This is a genomic window from Flagellimonas maritima, from assembly GCF_003269425.1.
GTDB classification, from domain to species: Bacteria; Bacteroidota; Bacteroidia; order Flavobacteriales; family Flavobacteriaceae; genus Flagellimonas; species Flagellimonas maritima.
The window spans coordinates 2,003,792-2,027,559 of the sequence record NZ_CP030104.1 but is presented as its reverse complement, the minus strand read 5'-3'; the positions used below and the strand labels follow the sequence as shown (position 1 = coordinate 2,027,559).

31 protein-coding genes are annotated in these 23,768 nt (G+C 34.6%); 23 read left to right on the top strand and 8 right to left on the bottom strand.

Annotated features, from left to right (window positions below):
* Positions 1–85 precede the first annotated feature (85 nt).
* From HME9304_RS09065 to HME9304_RS09050, 4 genes are all read left to right on the top strand, one after another.
* Entirely contained in the window at positions 86–2,368 is a 2,283-nt protein-coding gene (locus tag HME9304_RS09065) for a M28 family peptidase (RefSeq protein ID WP_112378287.1), read from the top strand.
* The gene (locus HME9304_RS09060; protein ID WP_112378286.1) at positions 2,361–3,170 is read left to right on the top strand and encodes an SDR family oxidoreductase; all 810 of its coding nucleotides are present in this window, start codon (positions 2,361–2,363) and stop codon (positions 3,168–3,170) included. The genes HME9304_RS09065 and HME9304_RS09060 overlap by 8 nt, the downstream gene beginning before the upstream one ends.
* Positions 3,171–3,329: 159 nt before the next feature.
* The gene (locus HME9304_RS09055) at positions 3,330–3,665 is read left to right on the top strand and encodes a hypothetical protein (RefSeq protein ID WP_239023227.1); all 336 of its coding nucleotides are present in this window, start codon (positions 3,330–3,332) and stop codon (positions 3,663–3,665) included.
* 119 nt (positions 3,666–3,784) lie between these two features.
* Entirely contained in the window at positions 3,785–4,480 is a 696-nt protein-coding gene (locus HME9304_RS09050; RefSeq protein WP_112378284.1) for a hypothetical protein, read from the top strand.
* 6 nt (positions 4,481–4,486) lie between these two features.
* Here HME9304_RS09050 and HME9304_RS09045 read toward each other — a convergent pair whose 3' ends face one another.
* Together HME9304_RS09045 and HME9304_RS09040 are read right to left on the bottom strand one after the other, a co-directional pair.
* The gene (locus HME9304_RS09045) at positions 4,487–4,987 is read right to left on the bottom strand and encodes a nuclear transport factor 2 family protein (protein ID WP_112378283.1); all 501 of its coding nucleotides are present in this window, start codon (positions 4,985–4,987) and stop codon (positions 4,487–4,489) included.
* Positions 4,977–5,474, bottom strand: a complete 498-nt coding sequence (locus HME9304_RS09040) for a hypothetical protein (RefSeq protein ID WP_112378282.1) — start codon at positions 5,472–5,474, stop codon at positions 4,977–4,979. The genes HME9304_RS09045 and HME9304_RS09040 overlap by 11 nt, the downstream gene beginning before the upstream one ends.
* A 64-nt stretch (positions 5,475–5,538) precedes the next feature.
* On the opposite strand from HME9304_RS09040, the gene HME9304_RS09035 reads away from it, so the two are divergent.
* Positions 5,539–6,483 carry an NAD-dependent epimerase/dehydratase family protein gene (locus HME9304_RS09035; RefSeq protein ID WP_112378281.1) on the top strand — a complete coding sequence of 315 codons (945 nt, stop codon included), beginning with the start codon at positions 5,539–5,541 and terminating at the stop codon, positions 6,481–6,483.
* 50 nt (positions 6,484–6,533) lie between these two features.
* Here the strand turns inward: HME9304_RS09035 and HME9304_RS09030 are convergent, their stop codons facing one another.
* The 3 genes from HME9304_RS09030 to HME9304_RS09020 form a co-directional block, all read right to left on the bottom strand.
* Positions 6,534–6,842 carry a hypothetical protein gene (locus HME9304_RS09030; RefSeq protein ID WP_112378280.1) on the bottom strand — a complete coding sequence of 103 codons (309 nt, stop codon included), beginning with the start codon at positions 6,840–6,842 and terminating at the stop codon, positions 6,534–6,536.
* A 75-nt stretch (positions 6,843–6,917) separates the two neighbouring features.
* Positions 6,918–7,346, bottom strand: coding sequence for a cyclic pyranopterin monophosphate synthase MoaC (moaC, locus tag HME9304_RS09025; protein WP_112378279.1), 429 nt, complete (start codon positions 7,344–7,346; stop codon positions 6,918–6,920).
* Between the two features lie 4 nt (positions 7,347–7,350).
* On the bottom strand, positions 7,351–7,791 hold the full coding sequence (locus tag HME9304_RS09020) for a molybdenum cofactor biosynthesis protein MoaE (protein ID WP_112378278.1): 441 nt from the start codon (positions 7,789–7,791) through the stop codon (positions 7,351–7,353).
* 326 nt (positions 7,792–8,117) lie between these two features.
* On the opposite strand from HME9304_RS09020, the gene HME9304_RS09015 reads away from it, so the two are divergent.
* The 3 genes from HME9304_RS09015 to HME9304_RS09005 are packed head-to-tail and all read left to right on the top strand — an operon-like array spanning position 8,118 to position 10,845.
* Positions 8,118–9,356 carry a site-specific integrase gene (locus HME9304_RS09015; protein WP_112378277.1) on the top strand — a complete coding sequence of 413 codons (1,239 nt, stop codon included), beginning with the start codon at positions 8,118–8,120 and terminating at the stop codon, positions 9,354–9,356.
* 43 nt (positions 9,357–9,399) lie between these two features.
* Entirely contained in the window at positions 9,400–9,708 is a 309-nt protein-coding gene (locus HME9304_RS09010) for a helix-turn-helix domain-containing protein (protein WP_112378276.1), read from the top strand.
* 12 nt (positions 9,709–9,720) lie between these two features.
* Positions 9,721–10,845 carry a hypothetical protein gene (locus HME9304_RS09005; protein ID WP_123877426.1) on the top strand — a complete coding sequence of 375 codons (1,125 nt, stop codon included), beginning with the start codon at positions 9,721–9,723 and terminating at the stop codon, positions 10,843–10,845.
* 166 nt (positions 10,846–11,011) lie between these two features.
* Here HME9304_RS09005 and HME9304_RS09000 read toward each other — a convergent pair whose 3' ends face one another.
* The 3 genes from HME9304_RS09000 to HME9304_RS16970 all read right to left on the bottom strand — a co-directional run bounded on the left by HME9304_RS09000 (position 11,012) and on the right by HME9304_RS16970 (position 12,835).
* Positions 11,012–11,377, bottom strand: coding sequence for a single-stranded DNA-binding protein (locus tag HME9304_RS09000; protein ID WP_112378274.1), 366 nt, complete (start codon positions 11,375–11,377; stop codon positions 11,012–11,014).
* Between the two features lie 720 nt (positions 11,378–12,097).
* The gene (locus HME9304_RS08990) at positions 12,098–12,343 is read right to left on the bottom strand and encodes a hypothetical protein (RefSeq protein WP_112378272.1); all 246 of its coding nucleotides are present in this window, start codon (positions 12,341–12,343) and stop codon (positions 12,098–12,100) included.
* A gap of 324 nt (positions 12,344–12,667) precedes the next feature.
* Positions 12,668–12,835, bottom strand: a complete 168-nt coding sequence (locus HME9304_RS16970; protein WP_164674824.1) for a hypothetical protein — start codon at positions 12,833–12,835, stop codon at positions 12,668–12,670.
* Positions 12,836–13,148: 313 nt separating this feature from the next.
* Here HME9304_RS16970 and HME9304_RS08985 point away from each other — a divergent pair, with 313 nt between their 5' ends.
* The 15 genes from HME9304_RS08985 (at position 13,149) to HME9304_RS08915 (ending at position 23,759) form a co-directional block, all read left to right on the top strand.
* On the top strand, positions 13,149–15,017 hold the full coding sequence (locus HME9304_RS08985) for a hypothetical protein (protein WP_112378271.1): 1,869 nt from the start codon (positions 13,149–13,151) through the stop codon (positions 15,015–15,017).
* Between the two features lie 296 nt (positions 15,018–15,313).
* Positions 15,314–15,925 (top strand): recombinase family protein, encoded by a 612-nt coding sequence (locus HME9304_RS08980; RefSeq protein WP_112378270.1) that lies wholly within the window; start codon positions 15,314–15,316, stop codon positions 15,923–15,925.
* A 78-nt stretch (positions 15,926–16,003) separates the two neighbouring features.
* A complete protein-coding gene (locus HME9304_RS08975; RefSeq protein WP_112378269.1) occupies positions 16,004–18,382 on the top strand; it encodes a PHP domain-containing protein in 2,379 nt (792 codons plus the stop codon).
* Positions 18,379–18,732 (top strand): hypothetical protein, encoded by a 354-nt coding sequence (locus HME9304_RS08970; RefSeq protein ID WP_112378268.1) that lies wholly within the window; start codon positions 18,379–18,381, stop codon positions 18,730–18,732. Before HME9304_RS08975 ends, HME9304_RS08970 begins: the two co-directional genes overlap by 4 nt.
* Before the next feature lie 48 nt (positions 18,733–18,780).
* Positions 18,781–19,125: a hypothetical protein gene (locus HME9304_RS08965; protein WP_123877423.1), complete on the top strand. Its 345-nt coding sequence runs from the start codon at positions 18,781–18,783 to the stop codon at positions 19,123–19,125.
* Positions 19,126–19,137: 12 nt separating this feature from the next.
* Positions 19,138–19,371, top strand: a complete 234-nt coding sequence (locus HME9304_RS08960) for a hypothetical protein (protein ID WP_112378266.1) — start codon at positions 19,138–19,140, stop codon at positions 19,369–19,371.
* A gap of 269 nt (positions 19,372–19,640) precedes the next feature.
* Positions 19,641–20,312, top strand: a complete 672-nt coding sequence (locus tag HME9304_RS08955) for a hypothetical protein (RefSeq protein ID WP_112378265.1) — start codon at positions 19,641–19,643, stop codon at positions 20,310–20,312.
* A 353-nt stretch (positions 20,313–20,665) separates the two neighbouring features.
* On the top strand, positions 20,666–21,064 hold the full coding sequence (locus HME9304_RS17305) for an FRG domain-containing protein (RefSeq protein WP_112378264.1): 399 nt from the start codon (positions 20,666–20,668) through the stop codon (positions 21,062–21,064).
* Between the two features lie 172 nt (positions 21,065–21,236).
* The gene (locus HME9304_RS08945) at positions 21,237–21,491 is read left to right on the top strand and encodes a type II toxin-antitoxin system ParD family antitoxin (protein WP_112379777.1); all 255 of its coding nucleotides are present in this window, start codon (positions 21,237–21,239) and stop codon (positions 21,489–21,491) included.
* A complete protein-coding gene (locus HME9304_RS08940; RefSeq protein WP_164674820.1) occupies positions 21,484–21,777 on the top strand; it encodes a type II toxin-antitoxin system RelE/ParE family toxin in 294 nt (97 codons plus the stop codon). Before HME9304_RS08945 ends, HME9304_RS08940 begins: the two co-directional genes overlap by 8 nt.
* Positions 21,778–21,791: 14 nt before the next feature.
* Positions 21,792–22,100 carry a hypothetical protein gene (locus tag HME9304_RS08935; RefSeq protein WP_112378262.1) on the top strand — a complete coding sequence of 103 codons (309 nt, stop codon included), beginning with the start codon at positions 21,792–21,794 and terminating at the stop codon, positions 22,098–22,100.
* A 28-nt stretch (positions 22,101–22,128) separates the two neighbouring features.
* Positions 22,129–22,719, top strand: a complete 591-nt coding sequence (locus HME9304_RS08930; RefSeq protein WP_112378261.1) for a hypothetical protein — start codon at positions 22,129–22,131, stop codon at positions 22,717–22,719.
* 4 nt (positions 22,720–22,723) lie between these two features.
* Positions 22,724–23,101: a hypothetical protein gene (locus HME9304_RS08925; protein ID WP_112378260.1), complete on the top strand. Its 378-nt coding sequence runs from the start codon at positions 22,724–22,726 to the stop codon at positions 23,099–23,101.
* Positions 23,102–23,119: 18 nt separating this feature from the next.
* Positions 23,120–23,410, top strand: coding sequence for a barstar family protein (locus tag HME9304_RS08920; RefSeq protein WP_112378259.1), 291 nt, complete (start codon positions 23,120–23,122; stop codon positions 23,408–23,410).
* Between the two features lie 4 nt (positions 23,411–23,414).
* Positions 23,415–23,759, top strand: a complete 345-nt coding sequence (locus HME9304_RS08915; RefSeq protein ID WP_123877420.1) for a hypothetical protein — start codon at positions 23,415–23,417, stop codon at positions 23,757–23,759.
* The last annotated feature ends 9 nt before the right edge of the window (positions 23,760–23,768 follow it).

The window sequence follows — 23,768 nt, the reverse complement described above, 5'->3', positions numbered from 1 at the left end:
ATTTTTAATGAATAATTTAAATATTGCGCTATAAAGGTGCGAACCTTTCATAATTTCATATTTTTATATACAACTTGATCAAACCATGAAATCTTCCAGAACCCTAGCCCTTATTCTGCTTCTTTTAGCCGTTTATTGGAGTTATAAATCCCTTATGCCGTCTTACACAAACGAGGTGGAAGATGTAAGTCTTCAGTCATTTTCTACGGATAGGGCATTAAAGCATGTTAAAAATTTATCCAAAGAGCCTCATGCCGTAGGTTTTCCAGGACATGACAATGTTAGAGGCTATATCATTTCCGAACTCAAAAAACTTGGTTTGGAAACCAATACACAAGAAGGTTATACTGCGGGGGACTGGGGAAATCTGAGCAAGGCAACAAATATATTGGCCAGAATTAAAGGTTCGGGCGGAAAAAAGGCACTCTTATTAATGTCGCATTACGACAGTAACCCCCATTCATCATTTGGAGCAAGCGACGCTGCAAGTGGAGTGGCAACGATTTTAGAGGGTATACGGTCATTTCTTGTAGAAAACAAGACCCCAAAGAACGATATCATTATCTTAATTACAGATGCAGAAGAATTAGGACTAAATGGAGCTGACCTCTTCGTAAACAGACATCCATGGGCAAAAGAGATAGGGTTGGTTCTTAATTTTGAAGCTCGGGGCAGTGGAGGTCCCAGTTATATGCTCATTGAGACCAACCGTGGCAATGGCAAGCTCATAAAGGAATTTACCAAGGCAAATCCCGAATACCCCGTTGCCAATTCGTTGGCGTACAGTATTTATAAAATGTTGCCCAACGATACGGATTTAACCGTTTTCCGTGAAGATGGAGATATTGAAGGCTTCAATTTCGCTTTTATAGATGACCACTATGATTATCATACTGCTTTAGATACTTACGAGCGCTTGGATAGAAACTCGTTGGCCCATCAAGGAAGTTATTTGATGCCGTTGCTCAAACATTTTAGCGAAGTCGATTTGAGCAATTTAAAAAGTCTGGATGACTATGTTTATTTCAACCTCCCTTTCTTCAAATTGGTCTCTTATCCCTTTGAGTGGATTTGGCCCATGTTCGGTATCGCGGTCATAGCTTTTTTATTGCTTTTGATTATGGGGCTAAAAAGAGAGAGGCTTTCCGTTAAAGATATTTTCAAAGGTTTCTTACCTCTTTTGATAACATTGGTCGTAAATGGAATTTTCGGATATTTTGCATGGACGGTAATCAAATGGTGGTATCCTGGATTTAATGACATGCTTCATGGGTTTACTTACAATGGACATACCTATATATTAATTTATGCCTTACTTTCCTTGGCCATCTGTTTTTGGACGTACCACAAATTCAGAAAAATAGGTAAGGGCAGCCTTTTAGTAGCACCTATTGTCATTTGGTTGCTTCTTTCCGGAATTGTTGCAGCATATTTAAAAGGAGCCAGTTTCTTTATAGTGCCTGTTTTCAGCCTTTTGGTCGCTTTTATGGTTATAATGAACCAAGACAGGCCCAATCCATTCTTGTTATTGTTTTTAACGCTTCCCGGCATTTTTATTTTCGCACCTTTTATTAAGATGTTTCCAGTAGGACTTGGATTGAAAATGATGGTTGCTGCCACTGTTTTTACTACACTTTTGTTCTTTCTTGTGCTTCCCTTTTTAGATCAGCTAAAGAACAAGGAGCGCCTGGCTTATTTGTGCTTATCACTATTCATCATTTTCAGTATTTCAGGACACATACAATCGGACTTTAACGAAGAACGGCCAAAACCCAGCAGTCTTCTTTATGTTTACAATGCGGATAGTAACGCATCTATTTGGGCCACTTATGATCAAAAATTGATTGACTGGAACGCTCAGTTTGTTGCAAATGGAGAACGAGCACCTGAACCGGGGGAACTCAATACGATACCCAGTAAATACCGTACTGAATTCACCTTTATCGCAGCTGCACCAAAAAAAGAAGTTGCTGAACCATTTATTGATATTATGAGAGACACTGTAATTGGCAAGGAGCGGATTCTAGAACTATGCATTGCGCCAAAAAGGGCCATCAACCGATTGGATGTTTATACCAATCCCATCAAACTGAATTCTGCCAAAGTAAACAACATTGTGCTATCAGACTATTTTCTCAAAAACAGAAAAAAGAGATTGATTACGCATTATGTAAGCGATAATGATTATACGGAACTGGAATTGAGTTTTCCCAAAGATTCCATTTTGGAGCTTACACTCTATGAATCTTCCAATGACCTGTTGGAAAATAAAGCATTTACGGTTCCAGAAAGACCCAAGAACAGTATTCCAATGCCTTTTGTATTAAATGATGCCATTTTAGTGACCAAAACCATAAAGTTTGATTGAGAAAATTGGCATAATGGGCTGCGGCTGGCTTGGCTTTCCATTGGCCAAACATTTTGTGGCCAAAAATTATAAAGTTTATGGCAGTACCACATCCAAGGATAAGTTGGCTATTTTAGGAAAAGAGGGGATTTACCCGTACAAAATTTCGCTATCGGCCGACGGTATTAAAGGTGATATCCAAGGTTTCTTATCCAATATTCATGTACTGATAATCAATATACCTCCTAAATTAAGAGGTGGAGGCTCTGAAAGTTTTATTGAAAAAATAAAACACTTACATGTCGAAATCAAAAAAAGTAATTTGTCCAAAATAATATTTGTCAGTAGCACCTCAATTTACGGAAAAATAGATGGAGAAGTTAGCGAAGAAACCGAACCATGTCCAGTTTCAGAATCTGGGAAGCAGTTATTGGCCAGTGAAGAACTTTTAGGCCAAGATGGGGCTTTGAAAACAGCCATTGTACGATTTGGCGGTCTCATAGGTCCTGATAGAAATCCCGTAACCATGCTTTCGGACAAACAAAACCTATCCAACGGAAATCAACCTATAAACCTTATTCATTTAGAGGACTGCATACAAATGCTAGATGCAATAGTCACAAATAATTACTGGAACCAAATCTTCAATGGCGTATACCCATTACATCCTACCAAAAGAGAATATTATACCGCCGAAGCTCTTAAAAGAAACATTCCTCCACCTGCTTATCAAGATGACTTTTCCAGTAAAACAGGAAAAATTGTAATAAGTAAGAATTTTCTTGATAAAAATCATTTTTTCTATACCTCTATCGTTTCTTAGTTTACCATCAAAAATTGAGATTTCACAACAATTGGGAGTATTTTAAGTTAATAAATCAAGTGATATTCAATACTTGGAATTCATACTTCTACCTTTGTATAAATTTATTTATTTAATGTGATGGGAAATTCAAGATTAACGACAAAAATCTTGATGGAAATGGATAATTTGATTACAAATAGTAGTACAAGAAAAAACATAACCTCAAGATTTCAAGATTTACATAAATCTATTTTAAGGAAGCACTACAACGCAGCCGACGTAGAAATAGATTATCATAGGCACAGAATAAAAATGGATGTGGTGTTGGACGATTATGATTACGATCCAAAAATTATCAATACAGTCGTGCCCACAGTTCCTGTAAACCTATTTTATAAAGACCTGAGCGCTTTTTTAAAATCCTGTCTTATGGAGGACATAAAAACACTGGCATTCTATGCAGGTTTATTGAAACAGTACACGGGCAAGAATGTAGCCATGTTAGCGCTTTAAAATTTCCATTACGGATAAAAAGATTTTTTAGAACATCTTTTTGGTTGGATTCTTATTGTATTCTTTAACAGCCTTATACAAATTATTTTTTTAGTTTTGCCGCACCAAACTCGGAATAAATGAAAAAAATAGTTTTAGTCTCTATATTGTTTATAGGTTTTAGTGGGGTTGCGCAAAACAAAAGTGATCTTTTAAAACATTATGAGGCCTTTTATAAGGAAATGCGATTGCAAGGTGATGTCAATGGCGTCATTAATTCGTTGACCCATCTTAATGTGCTTGCTCCTTCCAAAGAGCGCAAGGATACTTTGGCCTTTGTATACATGAACAATAAACAGCATATGCAGGCCCTAAATACCATTGGGATCGAAAAAAAGGCAGATGATTCCAATTTGGCGGTCCAAGTAAAAGCGGTTTCTTTAAAAGCACTAAATCAGCCTAAAAGGGCATTGGAACATTTTGAAACTCTTTTTTCGAGGACCCCATCAGCCTACCTAGCTTACGAACTGGCAGATCTTAAAATTCAGACGGGTGACAATGCAGGTGCGGCCACCGATATTGAATATGGCATTGCAAATGCCAAAGACGATATGAAATATGCATTTTACGAAAGGCAACAACCTTATGAAGTACAATTAAAGGCAGCTTTTTATCACTTGAAGGGCCTTGTGGAGTACAATCAAGATAAAGAAAATATTGATAGTGCCATCGCATCAATTGATGAGGCCTTAAAAATTGACCCCAACTTTAATTTGGCCAGTTTAAGCAAACAGGCATTGGAATCCAGAAAGGATAAGCCCGAAGGTCAGAAATAATCAAAATTATTTTTTCTTTTTAAGTTCAATAAGCAACAAACTATCCCTTTCTTTTTTAATCTGGATAAGTTCAGAAACATTTTCGTTGGGTACAGCTATGGAAAGTACGTAGTGGGCAATCTTCCAATACCCATTTTCTTTCTTCAATACGCCAGAACCTCTACAAAGTTCCATCTGTGTATCCAATAATTCATCGAACCACGCAATATCCTTTTTATCGTTCAGGTAAATATTTCTTTCGACCGCTGAGAAACTCCAAGCCTTGCCCTTATCAAAATACGGTTTCGAAAACTCCTTGAATGCTTCATTTTGCCAATTTTCCGTAGCATCGGTACCAATAAAAACCCCATCATTTGTCATTTTATCAAAATAAGAGTCAAAATCTGCATTGGCGGCCGCAAGATGCCAATCGTCCAATAATGTATTTACCTTTTCCCTTTCGGTGGTCTGTGCTTTTGTAATTAATGTAAAAATTAAAAGCAGACAACTTATAAAATTATTCCTCATCCAATATCAGTTTTTTGTCCAACGGATTATTTACGATTACATTGAACTGGTTACGAAAAGCATTATATGCCTCCAACATTTCTTTTGTGGGCTCTGTGGTATCGCCATTGTTTAAAATAGTGGCCTTTACTTTTATCAAATATGTTTTGAGAACACGCTGTCTACTTTTGATCTGAAATTTATCAAAAAGTTGTGGGTACTTGCCCTTAGCAAGAAGTTTTTCTTTTTCAATGAGGTCATCAATGGCCAAAATCAAATCTTCATCATTTTTCGCTTGGTACAGCACATCAAAACTGCTTGACAAAGCCTTAAACTCGGGCCACTTTTCTAACGTATCGGTCGCAATCGCATTTATAGCAAGTTTTTTTGGCATTTTTTGATAGTTAAAGAACTGTTGTTTCACTTGGACATCCTCAGTAGTATCAACATCTTTTCTGCATCCTGAAAACAGCATAAGAATAACCAAAAGGCAGGACAATTTTTGCATAGGCGAATGTACAAATTTTAATAAAAGCTATCTTTATGGCCAAATGCAATTAACTCCTTTTTAAATGCAAAAATCCATTCTTATTCTTGGCGCTTGCGGCCAAATAGGTACAGAACTGACCATAGAGCTTAGAAATAAATTTGGTTCCGATAATATTGTGGCCAGTGATATTAGAGAGGGCAGTGAGAGCTTGATGCAGTCAGGACCATTTGAGCTCTTGGATGCCACCAACTACGAAGCCATTGAAGATGTGGTCATGCATTACGAAATCGATGAGGTTTATTTAATGGCCGCTATGTTGAGTGCCACTGCCGAAAAATTCCCCATGAGAGCCTGGAACCTGAACATGAACTCGCTTTTCAATGTCTTAAATTTAGCCAAAGAGAAGAAAATCAGTAAGGTTTTTTGGCCTTCCAGTATAGCTGTTTTTGGTCCAAATACACCAAAGGAGAACACTGGGCAGAGCACCATAATGGAGCCGAGCACGGTTTATGGTATAAGCAAACAAGCAGGGGAACGTTGGTGCGAGTATTATTTTAAAAAGTTTGATGTTGATGTACGCAGTGTACGCTATCCAGGACTGATCAGCTGGAAAACCATGCCAGGTGGAGGCACTACCGATTATGCGGTTGAAATATACCACCAAGCTTTGGAAAAGGGGCTGTACGAATGTTTTTTGAGCGAAGAAACCAAATTGCCCATGATGTATATGGAAGATGCCATTAAAGCTACCATAAATCTAATGGAAAGCCCAGCTGAAAACCTTACCATCCGGTCTTCATATAATTTGGGAAGCATGAGCTTCAGCCCAAAAGAAATAACCCAAAGCATTCAAAAGCACATTCCCAATTTTAAAGCTACGTATGTTCCGGATTTTAGACAACAAATCGCAGATTCATGGCCGAGCAGTGTTGATGACAGCGATGCCAGAAAAGATTGGAACTGGAAACCCAACTTTGATCTGAACAGTACTACAGCGGAAATGTTGGATAATTTAAAAGGTATTTAAATTAAAAAACGGCAGAATTAATTGAAATGGAATCTTGAAATGAAAATTTGTTATTCTTCTTCGTTGGAATTGAGCTCAGTAAATGGATCTACAACAGCTTCAGGATCATTGTCATCAAAATCTTCATAATCGTTCTTGTCATAGTTCTCCATGGTGTACTCGAGCTTCTCACTGATCTTTACCAAATATTTGGTGTCATCGGTCAAAACTTCAACAGCTTCGATGCGTTCACCCTTTGCATTACGGAACGAAATGATATCTCCATCCCCATATCCATCGGGATAACGCTCTACAGTGAGTTTTAAAACTTCTGGGGTCAATTTTTTAAAATCGACGATAACTCGTTTGAGGTCGTTCATTTTTTTTGGATTATTACCTAATCAATCTAAAATTAAAATAAAAAACATTTGATAGCGAAGTTTTTAAAGAAAAAGTTACGCTCTTTTAATATCGGATTTTCCCCCTGTTTTCGTTAAAAGTTTTATGTTGTGGATTTCTACGCCTTTATCTATGGGCTTGAGCATATCGTACATGTTCAAAGCAACGACACTGGCACCGTGCATGGCTTCCACTTCAACGCCTGTTTTGTAGAACGTCTTTACCAAAATTTTTATAATAATGTCCAGCTCATCTATTTCATATTCGATACTGCAATGTTCAACGGGCAAAGGGTGACAATCTGGCAATAAATCAGCAGTCTTTTTCACTCCCAAGAAACCTGCAGCCCTACTCATGGAAAAAACATCTCCTTTGGGAACAGCATCTTTTTTTATGGCATCTATGGTAACCATAGAACTTACTTTGACCACGGCCTGTGCTATGGCCGTCCGTTGGGTAGCTTGCTTCTGTGTAATATCTACCATAAAACTATGTATTTACTTTCCACTGGTATGAATCATCTTCAAAAAGTTCTTTTCCAAAAACCGGTACATGGGCCTTAATTTCCTCGACCACATAGTGCAGTGCTTCAAAAGCAACTTTACGGTGCGGAGAAGAAACGAATACAAATAGGCAAAGTTCTCCCATACCCACTTTCCCCAAACTATGGTAAATATGCATACAAGTAATGTCAAATTTAGAGAATGTATTTTCCCTTATTTCATCAAACTTTAGGTTGGCCATTTCTTCATATGCTGTATACTCAATGGCACTTACTGTTTTACCTTCCATTTGATCCGCCCGTACCTGTCCCAAAAAAATGTCGTGGGCCCCTATCTGGGTTTTGGATTGATGCTTGGCAATAGAATCTGCTATAAAGTTGGGATTTATGGCTCCTTTTACAAATACATTTTTGACTTTCCGCTCCATATAGAATGAGTTTTTGCTAAGGTAGTTAAGAAAAGTTGAAAAGAAATGTGGTTTGTAGCCACAGCAAAAATCGAATTTGCTTCTAAAATAAATACCCTGCCTACCTTTGTAGCCCTACCAGGGCTTAAATTTGAATTTAAAAATATAAAGCTCATTTTAACCCGTAATATCATTAGATAAATGGGCTTATAAGAGAAATTCAGTGCAATGTTAAATTTGTTTAGTTATATTTAAACAGTTTTCTGACCCTGAATTTGACCCCAATTTAAAGACTATTCAACCTTTATAACAGGAATTAAATTAATTCTGTTTAAAAAACATGTTGAATGCTTCAAGTTTCTTACAATCTTAGATATGAGAATATTAATAAGGATGGATTGGTACCAATCCGTCTAATTGTATCCTATAATTCGTGTAGGGTCAGAAAACGTGTCCCTGATGTAAAAGTACTTCCCAAAGATTGGAAAGACCAAAGAATCAAACCCAACCTAAAACACGAGTGCTATAATTACCACTTAGAATACAATCTTGTTCTTGACGATTTAGAAAATAAGATAAAACAATTATACCGTCTTTCCCTTATCAATGGAAAAACACTCACGAATGAAGCCATAAAGCACTGTCTTGAAGACAAAGCTTCCATTCTGATTAAGAAGGACTTTTTTCAATCGTTGGAGGAGTTCGTGGAAACCCATAAATCTGTTAGAGCGAAAGGAACCATAAAAAAATACAACTCGTGTATAGCGTTTATTAAAGCTTTTGAAAAATCAGTAGGATATGGTCTTGGTTTTGAAAGTATAAATCATAGATTTTTAGAAGCTTTCCGGGATTATGCATTTTTGGAGCGGAGCACTATGAACAATTATTATAGTAAACTGATTGCCTTTATTAAAACGTTTATGAACTGGTCGCTGGAAAGGGGTTACCATGATAATTTGGAGTTTAAAAAATTCAAAAGGAATGAGGATGACATTGAGGTCATTTACCTCACTATGAAAGAATTGATGGTTTTATATCATCATGTATTTAAATCCAAAAGACTTTCGAACGTAAGGGATATATATTGCTTCGGGTGTTTTACAGGCCTTCGTTTTTCCGATTTACGAAAATTACGGCCTTCGAATGTACGCGGTGAATTTCTAAGTCTGACTATACAAAAAACAAAAATGACAAATCACGTCATTCCATTAAACAAAATGGCCAAAGAAATTTTGGCAAGGTATAAGAACACAATCTATGAACCATTACCCAAATTATCTGGCCAGAAATTCAATGAGTATATAAAAGAATGCTGTCAGGAGGTTGGATTGAACGAGCCCATTACTATAACCAGATATATTGGTAGGAAACGAATTGATACGACCAGACCTAAATATGCACTAATTACTAGTCATACGGCGAGAAAAACTTTTGTGACCAATAGCTTAATCTTAGGAATGAGCGATAAGGTAGTAAAAAACATAACAGGGCATAAGGACGAAGCTTCCTTTATGAAATACGTAAAAATAGCTGAGGATTTCAAGGCCAATGAAATGTCAAGAACATGGGATAAAATAGAAAAATAAGAAATAAATCAAATAATTAATTAACTCGTCAAATTCAAGAACAATGGATAAACAAAACACAGTATTGTATGCTTTTTCTAAGCAGGACTTGGAAAGAATTGTTGAAAATGTAATTGATCGAGTCCGTAAGACGGAACTCATCGGTGAAACGCACATCACACCTGAGGAAGATAGGTTAACTCAATCAGAGGCTTGTGAACTCTTAGGGGTTTCAGTACAAAGCATTATTCTATGGAAAAAAAAGGGCTTAGTCCCTTTTTATCAAATTGGAAGATCTATCTTCTATTCCAAGACAGAATTATTGAATGTAGCCAGGAATAATCCAAAACTGGCCAAACTTCCTAAGGATTAACTGAAGTATATCATGAATAAATCGAACCGAGTGCTTCAGCCAATGCGGTTTGTGGACGCATATTGTGATTTCACACCGCTTCAGAAAGATTTTATTATGCTTGTGCAGCATAAGACTAGCAAACAAAAAGAGATTGTAAGTGATTTCACAATTGATTTGAAACCATATTTTTTAGCTAAGGGACTTAAACTGGATAGCATTAGACAAATTCATTATAAAGAAGTGACCGATGATTTGATGAAATCCAAAGTTACCTTTAAATATCTAAAAGGTGATTCTTTATATTCAGTATATAATCTATTTAGAAAATGTAAGGTTAACCAAAATCTGTCTTTAGAAATTTCCATTATTGATGACGTACTCCCTTTATTTTACATTAATAAACTGGAAGAAGGACATTTTCAGGGTAATCGATTGGTAAAAGAGCTTTTCCAACAGAGTTATCCAGAATACGACAAATACATATCATATTACCCTAAGACATATGTAAATTTCAGGGAAAGTCAGACCAAAAAACTTTTTGAAAAATTATTGCAGTTTCGAAGGTTGAAAAATTATACTTATGAATTTGCTAAAGACGAAATTTATTTGCTTTTAGGCTATGGCTATTTACGAGATAAATCTGAGGAATCGTTGCAGCAACAGATTTTCCAGATAATGGACCAGGAATTTGTCCAAACATCCTATAAAGGTATTAATGGCTGGAAGAATTTAAGGTCGAAGTTAAATAAATGGTTAAAAGAAATTTCGGAGAATAAAGAAACTGGAATTAAGGTCTTGAAAAGCGGTAATAACTATTTTACTACCAAAGGGCGACCCATAAGAAGTATTTTTATTCAGGTGGAATTTGACCAGGATTTAATGGTCTTGACAGCAGAACAACAAAAGTCAATAGAATTTTTAAAGCGCTATGAGCTTTCAAGCAAGCAAAAATTTAAAATCGTTTGTGATTTCGATTACAAAACGATTGTTTCAAGAATAAATAATATGATTATTGCTATGAATGATAAGGGTAATAGATACTTTGGAGATAAAAGAACCCCCAACTATAATAGAATTCAGAATGTTCCTGGCTTTGTCTATGGAATCATTTTTAATTATGGTAAGAAAACTAATGCATCTAGTTATAAAAGGTAAATGAGAACAATAAAGCTGCTGAATTCGTAGAGGATTTAAAAGGACGGTTTTTGGGTAACATAATCATGTTTTTATTATTAAAGATATACCCATCATATTATATGGATATATTATAACAAGACAAATCAGGAAGATGACTACCTTCCTGATTTATTAGAAAAAAGTGCTATTCTTCTTCGGTGGAAGGGGTGTCCTTAGGGTTCTTAGATAAAAAAGAAAAATGATTTGCAACCACTTCGGTATAATACTTTTTTTCCCCGTTATCTGTATCGTACGAACCAGATTTAAGTTTACCAGTTAAAGCTACGAAATGACCTTCTTTAAGATAATTTTCCACAAAATCTGCATTTTTTCCCCAAGCAACGATTGTGTGCCAATTGGTGTCGGTATGCTTTTCTCCCTTTTTATCCTTGTAGCCTTCATTAGTAGCAAATGAGAAGCGAGCAACTTTTTTCCCGTCGTCAAGGTTTGTAATTGTAGGAGCTTGCCCTACGTTTCCAATTAATTGAACTCTGTTTTTTAATGAACTCATACTATGAAATTTAATGATTATTTGATATATAAATATAAGCATTACTATATTACTGTGCAATATTATATTGCATTAATTATATCTTTTTTCCCTTCCATGCCGCGCATGGGTTTGGGAGCCCTCAAGGGCGTTGCGCTTCCCCCATTGGTGGAATTGGTCGCCCCGTCGATGCCGTGGCAATTGAACGCTGCCCGTGGACAAGGGGTTTTTGTGAGCTTGCGAGCGGATCTTAAGATCGCGGTGGGTTCCCCTGGCAAGGGGGATTCCCGATCTTCGGAAAAAACATTGACGTCCACGTTAGGGCAGCGGGCTATATTTGCCGTCGATGGTAGATAATTTCTCCAAGGGGAAAGGGAAGCCAACATTGTATTTCGGAGTTCCCCGCAGTGAAGGTCTTTGCCCCACATGGCAAAGAATGCCCCCGGCGTGCGTTTTTGAAACAAAAACCATGACGGGGCAGCCCCTTGGGCCGATCGTCCCCGGGGAATGATTCCCTTCTTCGATTTTCTTAAGCACCCTGGAACAAATGCACGGACCGTACAGATTCGGGTTCGTCCACAAATGTTCTCCCCGCAGGGGAAGACCCGGGCGCGGACCAAGAATATTTGTGGACGTTCGCCACCGAAAGCGACAGCTGCGGCCACTCAGGCGCACCCGTTTTTGTAGATAAGCCCGCCCGGACCAAACGAGGAAAGATGATGGCAAGTAGGGAAAAGCGGGCTATTGCCCACTTAATAAATTTATAAAGTACTTTTCTTTTTTTGTGAAAACGGCCTCACCATCATTGAAGAAAAATTCTGGATTGTTCTCTAGCAGCTCATAGCGTTTTTCCATTTTTCTAAAACCAGGGCTGAATTTCCTCAGAACAATTATCTGAAGTTTAGATAGATTTTTTCTCAAGGGTGAAGGCTGAATCAAGTTTTCCGTGCCAGTCGATTGGTAATCTGATATTTGATTTTTCATCATTTTTAAATTTTAGATTAAACAATATTTGCTGACGTCTAAATGCTAGGTAAAATTTCGGCTCAAAAGGAAACGGAATAAAAAGAGGGAGCTCGCGACCCTGGTTATGCCGTAGTCTTTTGATGGGAACATTTTACGGGTTTACCTTTGCATTCATATTGTATTGATATTTTGTATGGAAATCTCCATTTCCAAATAGATAATTTTTTATTTCTACTAACTGGAATTTTTGTGGGTACACATCCTAATTTGTAATTATCTTAAATGTCCGTCGGACGTCTTTGTGCTATAAGAAAAAGATAATGATACATTTTTCCTTATGTAAACCTAGGTCAATGCCCAAGTTCCCTTGCCTAAGTTTTGGTGTAATTCACTTAGTGAAGAAGTAAATTGTTTTTCACTATTTTCTATATTCCAGAAATATAGCTTAACATCTTTTCTTACGGAGTAAATTTCAAAAGTTTCTTTACCTATAGTTATTTTAGTGTTAAGCATTGTATTCGAATTTAAATTGAACATTTAATTTCTTTTTTAGATGCCACTCTAATGTATAAGGGCTATTAAATGAGGCAAATAAAATCGTGGTGGGTTCCCCTGATAAGAGGGATTCCCTATTTTATTTGATGTTTTAATAGTTCTTATATTCATTTGCAACCTAAAAAATGGAAGTGATAAATTTTTTACTTCAGCCTTATACATTTTCAAACTTTAATAAGAAATCCAACTATTTGTACAATATTTTAAACTAATTACACATACTTTGATTTGATTCTATGTCAAGTGTTTATCTTCTATTAAATTTTTGAAAATGAAATGGATTATTTGTTTTGTACTAGCCATTTTTTTTTGTTTTGGATGTCGTTCTAGACTAAATGTTCATGAATATGGAAGAATTCAAATCTCTGAAATAGAAGAGCAGGTTAATTTTCTATACAGATTAAATAAGCTTTCAACAACAGATGAAGTAGAATATATCGCTCTTAATATCAAGATATTGGACTTTATAAATAGTGTTCCAATATATCAACTTGATGAATATACTACTAAAATTTTGGAAATACTGGAAGGGAATCACAACCAAAATTTCGGTAATGTTTTATTTGATTTAGGCTTTAGGTATAATCAGTTAAATTCAGTTCATTCGTTAATCTTGTTTAAAAGGCTACGTAAAGTTCAATCATTGATTAAACAAGAAGAATATAATACAAAGCTTCCTTCTTTAGTTTTAAATAAAGGTAGATTTTACTTGTTTGATAAGTCAAAAATCGAGGTTCTGAACCACCTGCTATTTTCTAATCTTTCGCAAAATTTCAAAAATCTTGCAGTTTATGATAAAATTGATTTGTTAGAATTATCGGAATCCATTTCTCGATTGAACCCGTGCAACACTAATCTGGATGAGTTGAATGATAAACAGTTAGCAATTAAAAATTTATTAGTTGACTCAGGTATTTTGGAAAACAATAATTCCAAATTGATAGACAACCGTGCTAACATCAACTTTTGCGAAATCTTAAATCGAGTAAATCAAAATAACAGCCGAGCGGGGGCGTGTATTAGGGAAGCATTTGATAAATATGAAATGAATAATAGTGACCTCAAGGGTGAAGTTAACCGTCTTGAGCAATCTATGTCCTGTCTTTACGATGAATACATAAGTACTCAAAGCCCTTATGTTTCAAAGCTCAACCAACTAATAGAAGACACCCAGGTAGATATAGATGAAGAACACAAAACTGATGTTAAAAGGGGCCAAACTAAGGATACTGAAATCGAGGACGAAGATGGCAATATTATTAAGACAATTAGAGAAAAAAGAGATCGCGACGGGACACTAACGATTAGAGTTAACGATGTAAAAAATAAGACGTATAGAATCACAATAGTTTCAGCTGATGGCAAAGTTATAAGAACTCAAATTAACACCTCTGAAGGAGAATATCATTCTAAAATATCTATTGATAAAGATGGTAATTATATTGAACAAGAAGCTTTTATCGAAAAAGATGGGAAAACAGGTTGGATTAGTAAAAAAGAAGGTGGTATAACTTCAGAAGCACAGTTTTATATTGATACTCAGACTGGTGAGTATAAATATATTGGTTATACTTATACAGGAGATAATTATGAAAATTTCACTAAAATAGGTGAGGGGAATGTTGGTGGTCCAGTAAAAGCATTAAGAGATAGGGTTCCTAACATTATAACTCCTGACCCCGATAAGGCCAATTATGGCTGTGCTCCGAGAGCCTTCGCCGATGTTGATTTATATGGCAAGAATTTAGGTCCTTATATTATGCCAAACCCTAATGATAATGAAAACTACGCAAAGGCTCAAGAATTGCTTGATGATTTGAGCCAGTGCCTCAGGTCTCCTCAATATTTTGAGACTATTGAATGTGATTATTTAGAAAGATGTTTTAAAAATGGATTGGAAACATGTGATTGCGGCAACACCAATTATTCTAGCAGCATAATAGATAGGTTCAATTGTGGAAACTTAATTGAGTGTCCAATAGATTCGTATTTCAATCCTTCTACATGTAATTGTGAATCTGGGCCTAGAACAAATACGGGCCTACTTGGAAATAGGATGATGAATTTATCAAATATAAAAATTGATTCTTTATCTAATGTAAGAAACCAAATTTTTGAAAGAGTTTTAGGTTCGAATTAAAGTTGCTTTACTAATAAAATCTTTTATTGTATAACATTATTGGTAATAATGTAAGATTTTATTCAGAATGATTGATCATATTGAAGTCTTTAGCAACTTTACATAAACAATACCCTACAAAATTTTGTAGTAATAATATTCATAACGAAACGGTGCATTTAAACGGTAATTAAAGTACACATAGTCCACCCTTTATTTGAACTTTTATTAGTTCACATGTTCATTACTTTCAATAAGTTTAATTTACCGTAGCAATTAAATAGTTTATATTTTGACCTTAATTTAAACTATTAGCTATGGTTTTTGGATATGCTCGAGTAAGTACCACTGAACAAAATCTCGATTTACAAATTGACGCCTTTTTAAAGGAAGGAATTGATATTAAGAATATTTATACTGACAAGGTATCCAGTGCTAGAGAAGATAGAAAGAGTTTGAGTAAACTTATTGAGTATGTTCGTGAGGGAGATACGATTGTAGTTTGGAAATTGGACCGGCTGGCCAGAAGTCTAATACATTTTACAAATTTCATTAATCAACTTAACGAAAAGGGAGTTAAGTTTAGAAGTCTTACCGAACCCTTTTTAGATACTACAGACAAGTCTTCTCATTCACAGTTCATAGTAAACATCTTTGCTGCCTTAGCTCAACTGGAGCGAGATATTATTATTGAGCGAACCAAGGCGGGGATGGCTTCGGCAAGAGCAAGAGGAAAAGTTTTCGGTGCCCCAAAAGGAATTAGTAAGAAAAATCATCAAAAATCCATACTTTGCGCTCAATATTTTAAGGAGGGAAAACTTACAGTTAATGAAATATGTGATCGGGTGGGTGTTTCTCGCGCAACTTACTATAAGTATTTGAGATATCAGGGTCTAGATGGGAAGTTGAGACCATATAAACAAGATTAATATGAAAAAATGGGCTTTTGCTCAATGGTTATTTTCTCGTATTATGTTTCATTTTGAGATAAAAACAAAGATTATTTAATGAGTAAAATATTTTCAAATTGGTTTAAGGTAGACTTACATATTCATACGGATTGTAGCAATGTTACGAAGACTAATGATTATGATGGCGAATTCAATTTATCCACTTTAAAGGAGAAACTGGTTGAAAATGAAGTAAAATTATTCTCCTTAACTGATCATAATATTATTAATGCAGAATGTTATAAGGAGTATTATCAATCATGGAATGAAGGAGACCCTGTGCTGATTATCGGTTGTGAATTTGATATTGAAGTTTTACAAGACGATGGTAGTCTTCGTACTTATCACACATTATTGATTTTTGATGATAGCAGCATTGCAATGGTTGATGAACTTTCCGGCTTAATTGAAAAACACTTTACTGATAAAGGAATTAATCCAGTAGATAGAAAGCTAACTGTTGACGAAATATTTCAATTGTTTGGAAAATATCACTTTTTCTATATTCCACATGCCGGGGGGCATAAAAATATTATTGATGGCTACAAAAAAGCAAACATCACCAAAGCTCAAGAAATGGTTTTGCTAATGGAAAGTGCACATGAAAAGGTCAAAGAAAAACACAGGGAAAAGCATAGACAAGGATTTGACAAACTTAAAAATCCCGATTTTAGGAATAGAAAAGATGAAGCTTTCATAAATTTTTCTGACAATCATGATTGCTCTGTTTATCCCAAACCTAAAAGCGGAGCTGAACATGAATTCTATTGCTTGAAAGGAGAGCCTTCTTTTGAGACTTTACGATTTGCATTTATAGATCCGGAATCCAGAATTAAAAAACAATCTGATGTTGACAGAATAACTAATGTAAAAAAACATATTACTGCTATAGACATAAAAGGTGTTGAAAATATAACTGATAACTTGATTCAATTAAGTCCAAATATGAATGTAATTATCGGAGGAGCTTCTTCTGGAAAAAGTTTATTGTTTAATATGATTGGTGAAAAGATTCAAGCATCCAAAAGGGATTTTACTAAATATGGAAAAAACTCGGAAAATGTAAAAATAAAAGCATCCAACAGTAATACGTTTCAACCTAACTTGCCCTTTAATGTAGATGAAGTAGTATATATTAATCAAGGTGATATTGTAAGGTTTTTCGAAAAAGGTGATTTGAGGAAATTAGTTAATGACTCAGGAAAAGATGAGGAGTTCACTCAACTAAAAACTAAATTAAATAACCAAAAGAGAGATTATATTGAGGAACTAGAATTATTTAAAAATCAATTTGACCGTTTCAATTCATCATGGAAAAAAGATTTTATTCTAAGAGAAGATGACATATCAAATATGCTTAGTGATAAATTTCACTTTATCCAAGTAGATCAGACTATCAGCGAATATGACTTTGAGGACAAGTATGAACTTCTACAGGATATAACTGAAAATGTTGAAGAATTCAAAAATGAAAATTTTTTTGATATTAATGCTGAAGAATTAACTCTAATTGAAAAGTTTGAAGAGTTAATCATTAATAAAAATAGGCTACTCCAACATAAAGAGAAAATATTTGATGCCAAGATTAACTTTTTAGAAAAAGTTTCTACTATAGTAAACAATAAAAATGACGAATTAGAATCTTCTTCGAGAGCAAAGAGTGAAGCATTCAAAAGAAAATCAGTATTGGTTGTATCATGTTCTAATATCTTTTCAGAAGCAAATACGTTTAACGAACATTCTAAATGTTTAGAGGATTACAATTATAGTAATCAAGAAAAATTAGAATTAAATGAATCTGTCGTCCTTGTACTTGAAGTGGAAAAAAAGAAAGAATCACGAAACTATATAATTAACTGTTTAAATCAAGGAAACACCGATGAGACTATATATCAAAACTTCTTGAAATTAGTAAAAGACAATGACGGATTAAAGGATTATGGAACATATACTGAATCTCGTCTTTTACAAAAACTAAAGAAAGAATCCGAGGAAATACTAAATCAGTTTGAAGATCTAAATAATTACTTGGATTACGGCGATAATGGTAATTCTAAAAATAAATCTCCTGGGTATAATGCTGAAATGTATTTAAAAACAATACTTGAACAAGACACCTGCAATTTAGTAATGATTGATCAACCAGAAGATAATCTTGGAAATACATTTAAAAATGAAGATCTCATAAATTTATTGCGAGACTATAAATTCAAAAAACAAATTATACTTGTAACACATAATCCATCAATTGTAGTTTATGGCGATGCTGAAAGCATAATTCTAGCACAAAACACACAAGGTCAAATATCCTATCAACAATTGGTCCTAGAGAACAAAGATTATCAAAAACAAATCATAGATAATTTGGATGGAGGTAAAGTTATTTTTGACATGAGATCTAGAAAATACAACATAAAAAAACTTTTGAATTCATGATTGAAGCCAAAACAAAATTTGAAAAAAATAATTTGATTATTGATATTAATGTTCCAGACGTAGATAATCATCGATTAGAAATACCTATCGCGAATGATGTCAACTTTAAGGAATTGGTAGAACTTCTAATTAAAATAATCCCGGTTCAAACTAAAATATCTATAACTAATGAAGAAATTCCAGAAGGTGATACCGCCGATAAACTTCAAATTATACAAGATACAGTAAATGAGATATTTAAGGGGTTCAATTCGAGCATGGACGAATTACTTGAAGAACCAAAGGAAGATGAAAGTAAAGTTGAAGTTCAAGAGGAGAGTTCAATTGAAAATGACGACCTTCCTTTTTAAAAAAGTAAAAGCGAAGTAAAACAAACGATAAAATTAAAAACAAAAACTATGGCATTGAATAATTTCTTTAAAGTGAATCTTCCGTATGGAATGATGAAAAATGAAAATAGCGAGTGGACTTGCTTTAATAGAGAATATAAGCCATTAAGCAGTAATGACAGTTTAATTGAAGTTGACCAAAAAGATTTTATTTATACCAAATATAAAGGTCTAACTGAAAACGTTCTCAGAAAACTAGCCGATACAGAAGATTCGTTACGTATTGAAAATGGAAAAATCATAAAAGTTTTCTTTTATAGTGATACCACCAACCCATCTAACTTTTCAAACACAGCATTGTATAAATCTTATTTTAAAAAATTAGAAATCTTGTCAAAATTAAAATCTAAATAAACGATAAATACTATGGTAGTAACTACAGCAAATATTATGCTTCTAGCAAGTCAAGGAACAAACTTAGTAATAGATGCGGAGACCAAATCTACGGCTGAGCTAATCAACATAGCTGGGGCAGTCGGAATTGCCGAAGGTCATTTAACAATTAAAAATTGCGGCAAGAAGCAATTTGCAGATTTACTTAGCATTAAGACTGTATACCCAAAGAATATTACATTTGATTTTACTGAAATTAAAGTCTAAATAAAGTATGAATATAATATAACAAATCATATTGCAATTCCTGAAGACGATTCTCTTTGTTATTTACTTAAAAGTAAAAGACCGCGGGAAATGGAAGGTAATGTAATTGTGCAATAGCAACTTTTGACTATTCTGTAATTCAACCAAACCAAAAATTCAATAAAAACGATTATTAATGGTGGTATTGTCAATCACGAATTTGACATGAATTCAAAAAAAAACAGTTCTGAAGTGACTTTTAATCTAATAAAAACCAAACGCAAACTAAAATGAAGAAAAGAGAATCAATCATTGTTTTAGCATTGACCATGCTTATATTTTTAAACAGTTGCGCTTTGTTTCAGGGAGGAGGAATGACACATAGAAGCTTTGATAAAGCGACTGGGGTTACAAGAATTTCTCAATTTGAAAAAGGTGGCACGCTGACATGGGCACATCATGATGCTACTAAGCGACAGTCGCTTATGTTCGTTGATAGCCAAGGAAACGTAAAAGTTTTAGCAGAACAGTCACCAGACGCAGGCATATCAAAGATTACCGAACTATTGGCAAAAGGACAAAAAGACTCGATAAGTGCTGAATTGAATCTAAGTTTTCAGAACACTCTTGAAAAGTTGACTGACAGGACTCCATCGCTGATGATTACCAGAGAGAGTCTTTATACTTTAAGAGAACTTCATTTTAATGGGGCCCTCGATAGTGTAGGCGTAAAGGATTTGTATGAGAAGTACTTGGATAAATTGGTTGAAATCGTAAAAGAGGATTCAAAAACCGTAGAAGCTAAGGCAAAGGTATTGATGCTAGAAATAGAGAAAGAAAAATTACTTGCTGCAAAAAATAAGATGGAACAACCAAAAAATAATAAGGAGGGCTCGAAAGGTCCAGGAACAACCAAGGAAAAACAAGATAAAGAAGCTAGTGATTCCATAAATAAAAAGTAAAAAACCCGTTCCAGATACTTTTCTGATTGCAATAATAAAAACCATAAATGACCAAAAAAGAAATAAGTGTCTATGATATTTCTTCATTCGATGACTATCTAGAACAGATAGCGAAAATGGATAATAATCTCATTAAAAAAAATAGCAGTCATTTACTTTTATTCAGAGGACAGAGCAATCAGTCCTGAGACCTCATTCCAAGAATAGCAAGATTAGGAACTATCAAAGGGGTCATCGTGGAGAAGGAAAAAAGTATTATTGACGATTTTAAATGAAGAGCGATACCATACCTTCCCAATAATTTCAATGCTAACTCCGAATGGGATTGGCTTGCACTAGCACAACATTATTAACTGCCAACAAGGCTCTTGGATTGGACGGAAAATCCTCTTGTAGCCCTATATTTCGCATTTTCAAATTCGAACGATGGTAGCGATAGAACTATTTGGGTTTTCGTAACTTCAAATGGAGATTTCGTGGATTCAAGGGATAACACACAAAATCCATTCGATCAAATGGGTACTAAGGTTTTTATACCAAACCAAATCACACAGAGAATTACGGTTCAAGCAGGGTGGTTCACTCTTCATAGATATTTTAAAAATAAGTTTACTCCATTAAATAAAAATGCGAAGTATTACCAAAGGGGGGTAAGTTTATATTGCCAAATTCACAAAGAGAAGAAATCCTTAGAAGATTGGATAGACTGGGAGTTAATGAATATTCAATTTATCCGAATTTGGATGGATTGAGCAAATTTCTTGCTTGGAAACATTTTATGAAATGACTCGATAACAATATGAATAGTTTATGATATTATATTTAAATAATAGGTAAAGTTTGAAAAAACGATAAAAAATTTCCTTGCCGGCGCGTATAAAATGCGCTATATTGCATCAATATTACTATTAAATGCGCATTCTTATGACTACAATTAGAAAATCCATCACCTTTACGGAACAACAAGATAAGTGGATAAAACGGCAAATCGAGAAAGGAGATTACACAAATGATAGTGAATATTTGAGAGACTTGGTACGCAAAGACCAAGCCGACCGGCAAAAATTAGATGAGCTCAAAGCGGCCATTCAAGAGGGTCTTGATAGCGGAATAAGCGACAAGACAGTTGATGAGATATGGAGGGAAGCGGAAGAGCGACATGCTAAAAAGCATGCTTAGTTTTCAACTGACCACAACAGCGGAATCGGATATAGCATCGATAGCCGATTATACTATTTTCAAGTTTGGTATTGGACAGGCTAGAAAATATAGGGATGGTTTGATAGATTCGTTTGACCAACTGGCTTCAAACCCTTTATTGGGCCGAACTTTTATAATGGAAAATCAACCCGGTCTAAAAAGATTCAGATACAAGTCTCATGTAATATTTTACAGAGAAACCAATTCTGGAATTTTGATTATAAGAATTCTTGGCGGTATGATGAATTTTGAAAGACACTTATAAAGTTCAAATAAACCATGAGTAGAGTTGATATTCCAAAAGATTATCCGAAAGGTTGTTCAGATGATTTGATTAAAAAGGTGGTAGAAGGATGCCAGAATAAAATAGCAAGGGTGAACTATGCCACGAATGTAGTTTTAGGCACAACTTATTATACACAAGTGGCTGAACAAGGTAATGCAGAGTTGAATCGCAGACTCAATGAAAAATTAATATCAAACCTTGAAAAGTCTTCTAAACGGCAACAGGAATTGACTTGGTCAATTATAATTATTGGAGGTTTAAATCTGATACTAGCGATTTTGAAGCTAATTAATCTAATATAAATAAAGGATAAACAAGATAATTTATCAAATGGGAAAGAGAGTGTCAATTATTGATAGATACGGTGTTTTGGAACATGAATTGGAATTGACTTGGAAAATCTATGAATTTGCTCTAAAGGCTTATCACCATGCGGACTATTTATTTATTAATGCTGGGGAGAAAGAAATGAAAATTATAGCTAAATCTAATTCTCTTAGATATTTAAGAGTGGTATGTGCAAGAACTTGTGTGCTAGAAATATCAAAATTGATAACTAAAGGACAAAACAATCATTATAGTTTCTGGAATCTTGTTCAAAGGATTAGGAATGAAAGGTTTGTTGGAAACATTAAAGTGACCAACAAAGTATTAAGTGAAATTGAAAATATTTTGGAGAAGAATGGAGCTAACATTAATAAATTTATAGTTATACGAGATAAATTAATAGCACATGATGATTTTGATAATTATCAGATACCAAGACCCATTTTAGGTGATTTGTTGCCGATACTAGAAATGACTTATAATATACTTTGCAAATTATGTGTTGTGCAATATGACAAAGTGTGTCCTCCTGAACCTAAGAATCTGGGCGGTATGGATATAGAGTTTATATTAAATTTTGAAGGCAAAGTTTAATAAAATGATTAAGAGATTGAAAGAAACTCACTGCCCACTTTGTTATTCGAAACTTGAATTTAGAAATGTAACTCCTTGTGGTGAATGTGGGACAGATGATTCGGAACTCGACCATTTCAAGGAGCATAGATATCATGAATACATTTTATATCATGGTTTAAGATTGGTCCTATGCGATTTTTGCGACGTCGATTTTGGTTCCTACGACCCAACTTATTTTGGTTTTGAAAAAGGTAAAAGAATCGGATATGAGGATTTTGAGCTTGTTCGAGAAATTGTAGATGTTAAAATAAACAAAGGCAAATACTGCTCCGAATGTGGTTATAATTTACCCTTCCTTAAATTCGTAAAAGAATGTAGGTTAGCAAACGGAAAGGAATAACTAAAGCTCAAATAAACGATGAAAACCGAGTATGTGGTTAACGGGACTCGAATAACAAGTGAAAAGGTCTTTTATAATGAAATTGAAAAGCTTTTAACATATGGGTTGAATTGGAAGATAGGAAGAAATTTAAATGCTTTTGCTGATGTTCTTAGAGGTGGCTTTGGCACTTTTGATTGTGATGAGAAAATTGTTCTGAAATGGAAAAACTTCTCAAAGAGTGAAGCACATCTAAAACCTGTATTCTTAAATAGAGTATTAGAAATAATCGAAGAGAGTGAAAATGTTACTCTTATAAAAGTTCATTAAAACGATGATACCTCGGATTACATATTTTTTGATGGGATTATTTCTGTTCTTCTCATGTAGCGAAAAGGATGAAGAACCAACGGCGGTAAACTTTACGGTCTTTTTTGAATCAGTATGTTCCGAAACGTTTTCAAGACTTTGTGTTTCACAAGATGAATTTATTCGTCTCAGAGAAATTTTTGAAGACAATCAAAATGAAGACGATTTGGATTGTTTACCAATTACCGTGACGGATTTGGATGGGACGATTCACGAGGGTTTTCTTAGAGGCCTCAGTTCTACCGGAGCTGATATACCTTGTTTTCAAGAATTAGATATTCTTTATTTAAAGTTCAATTTAACGATTTAATCAGACCAA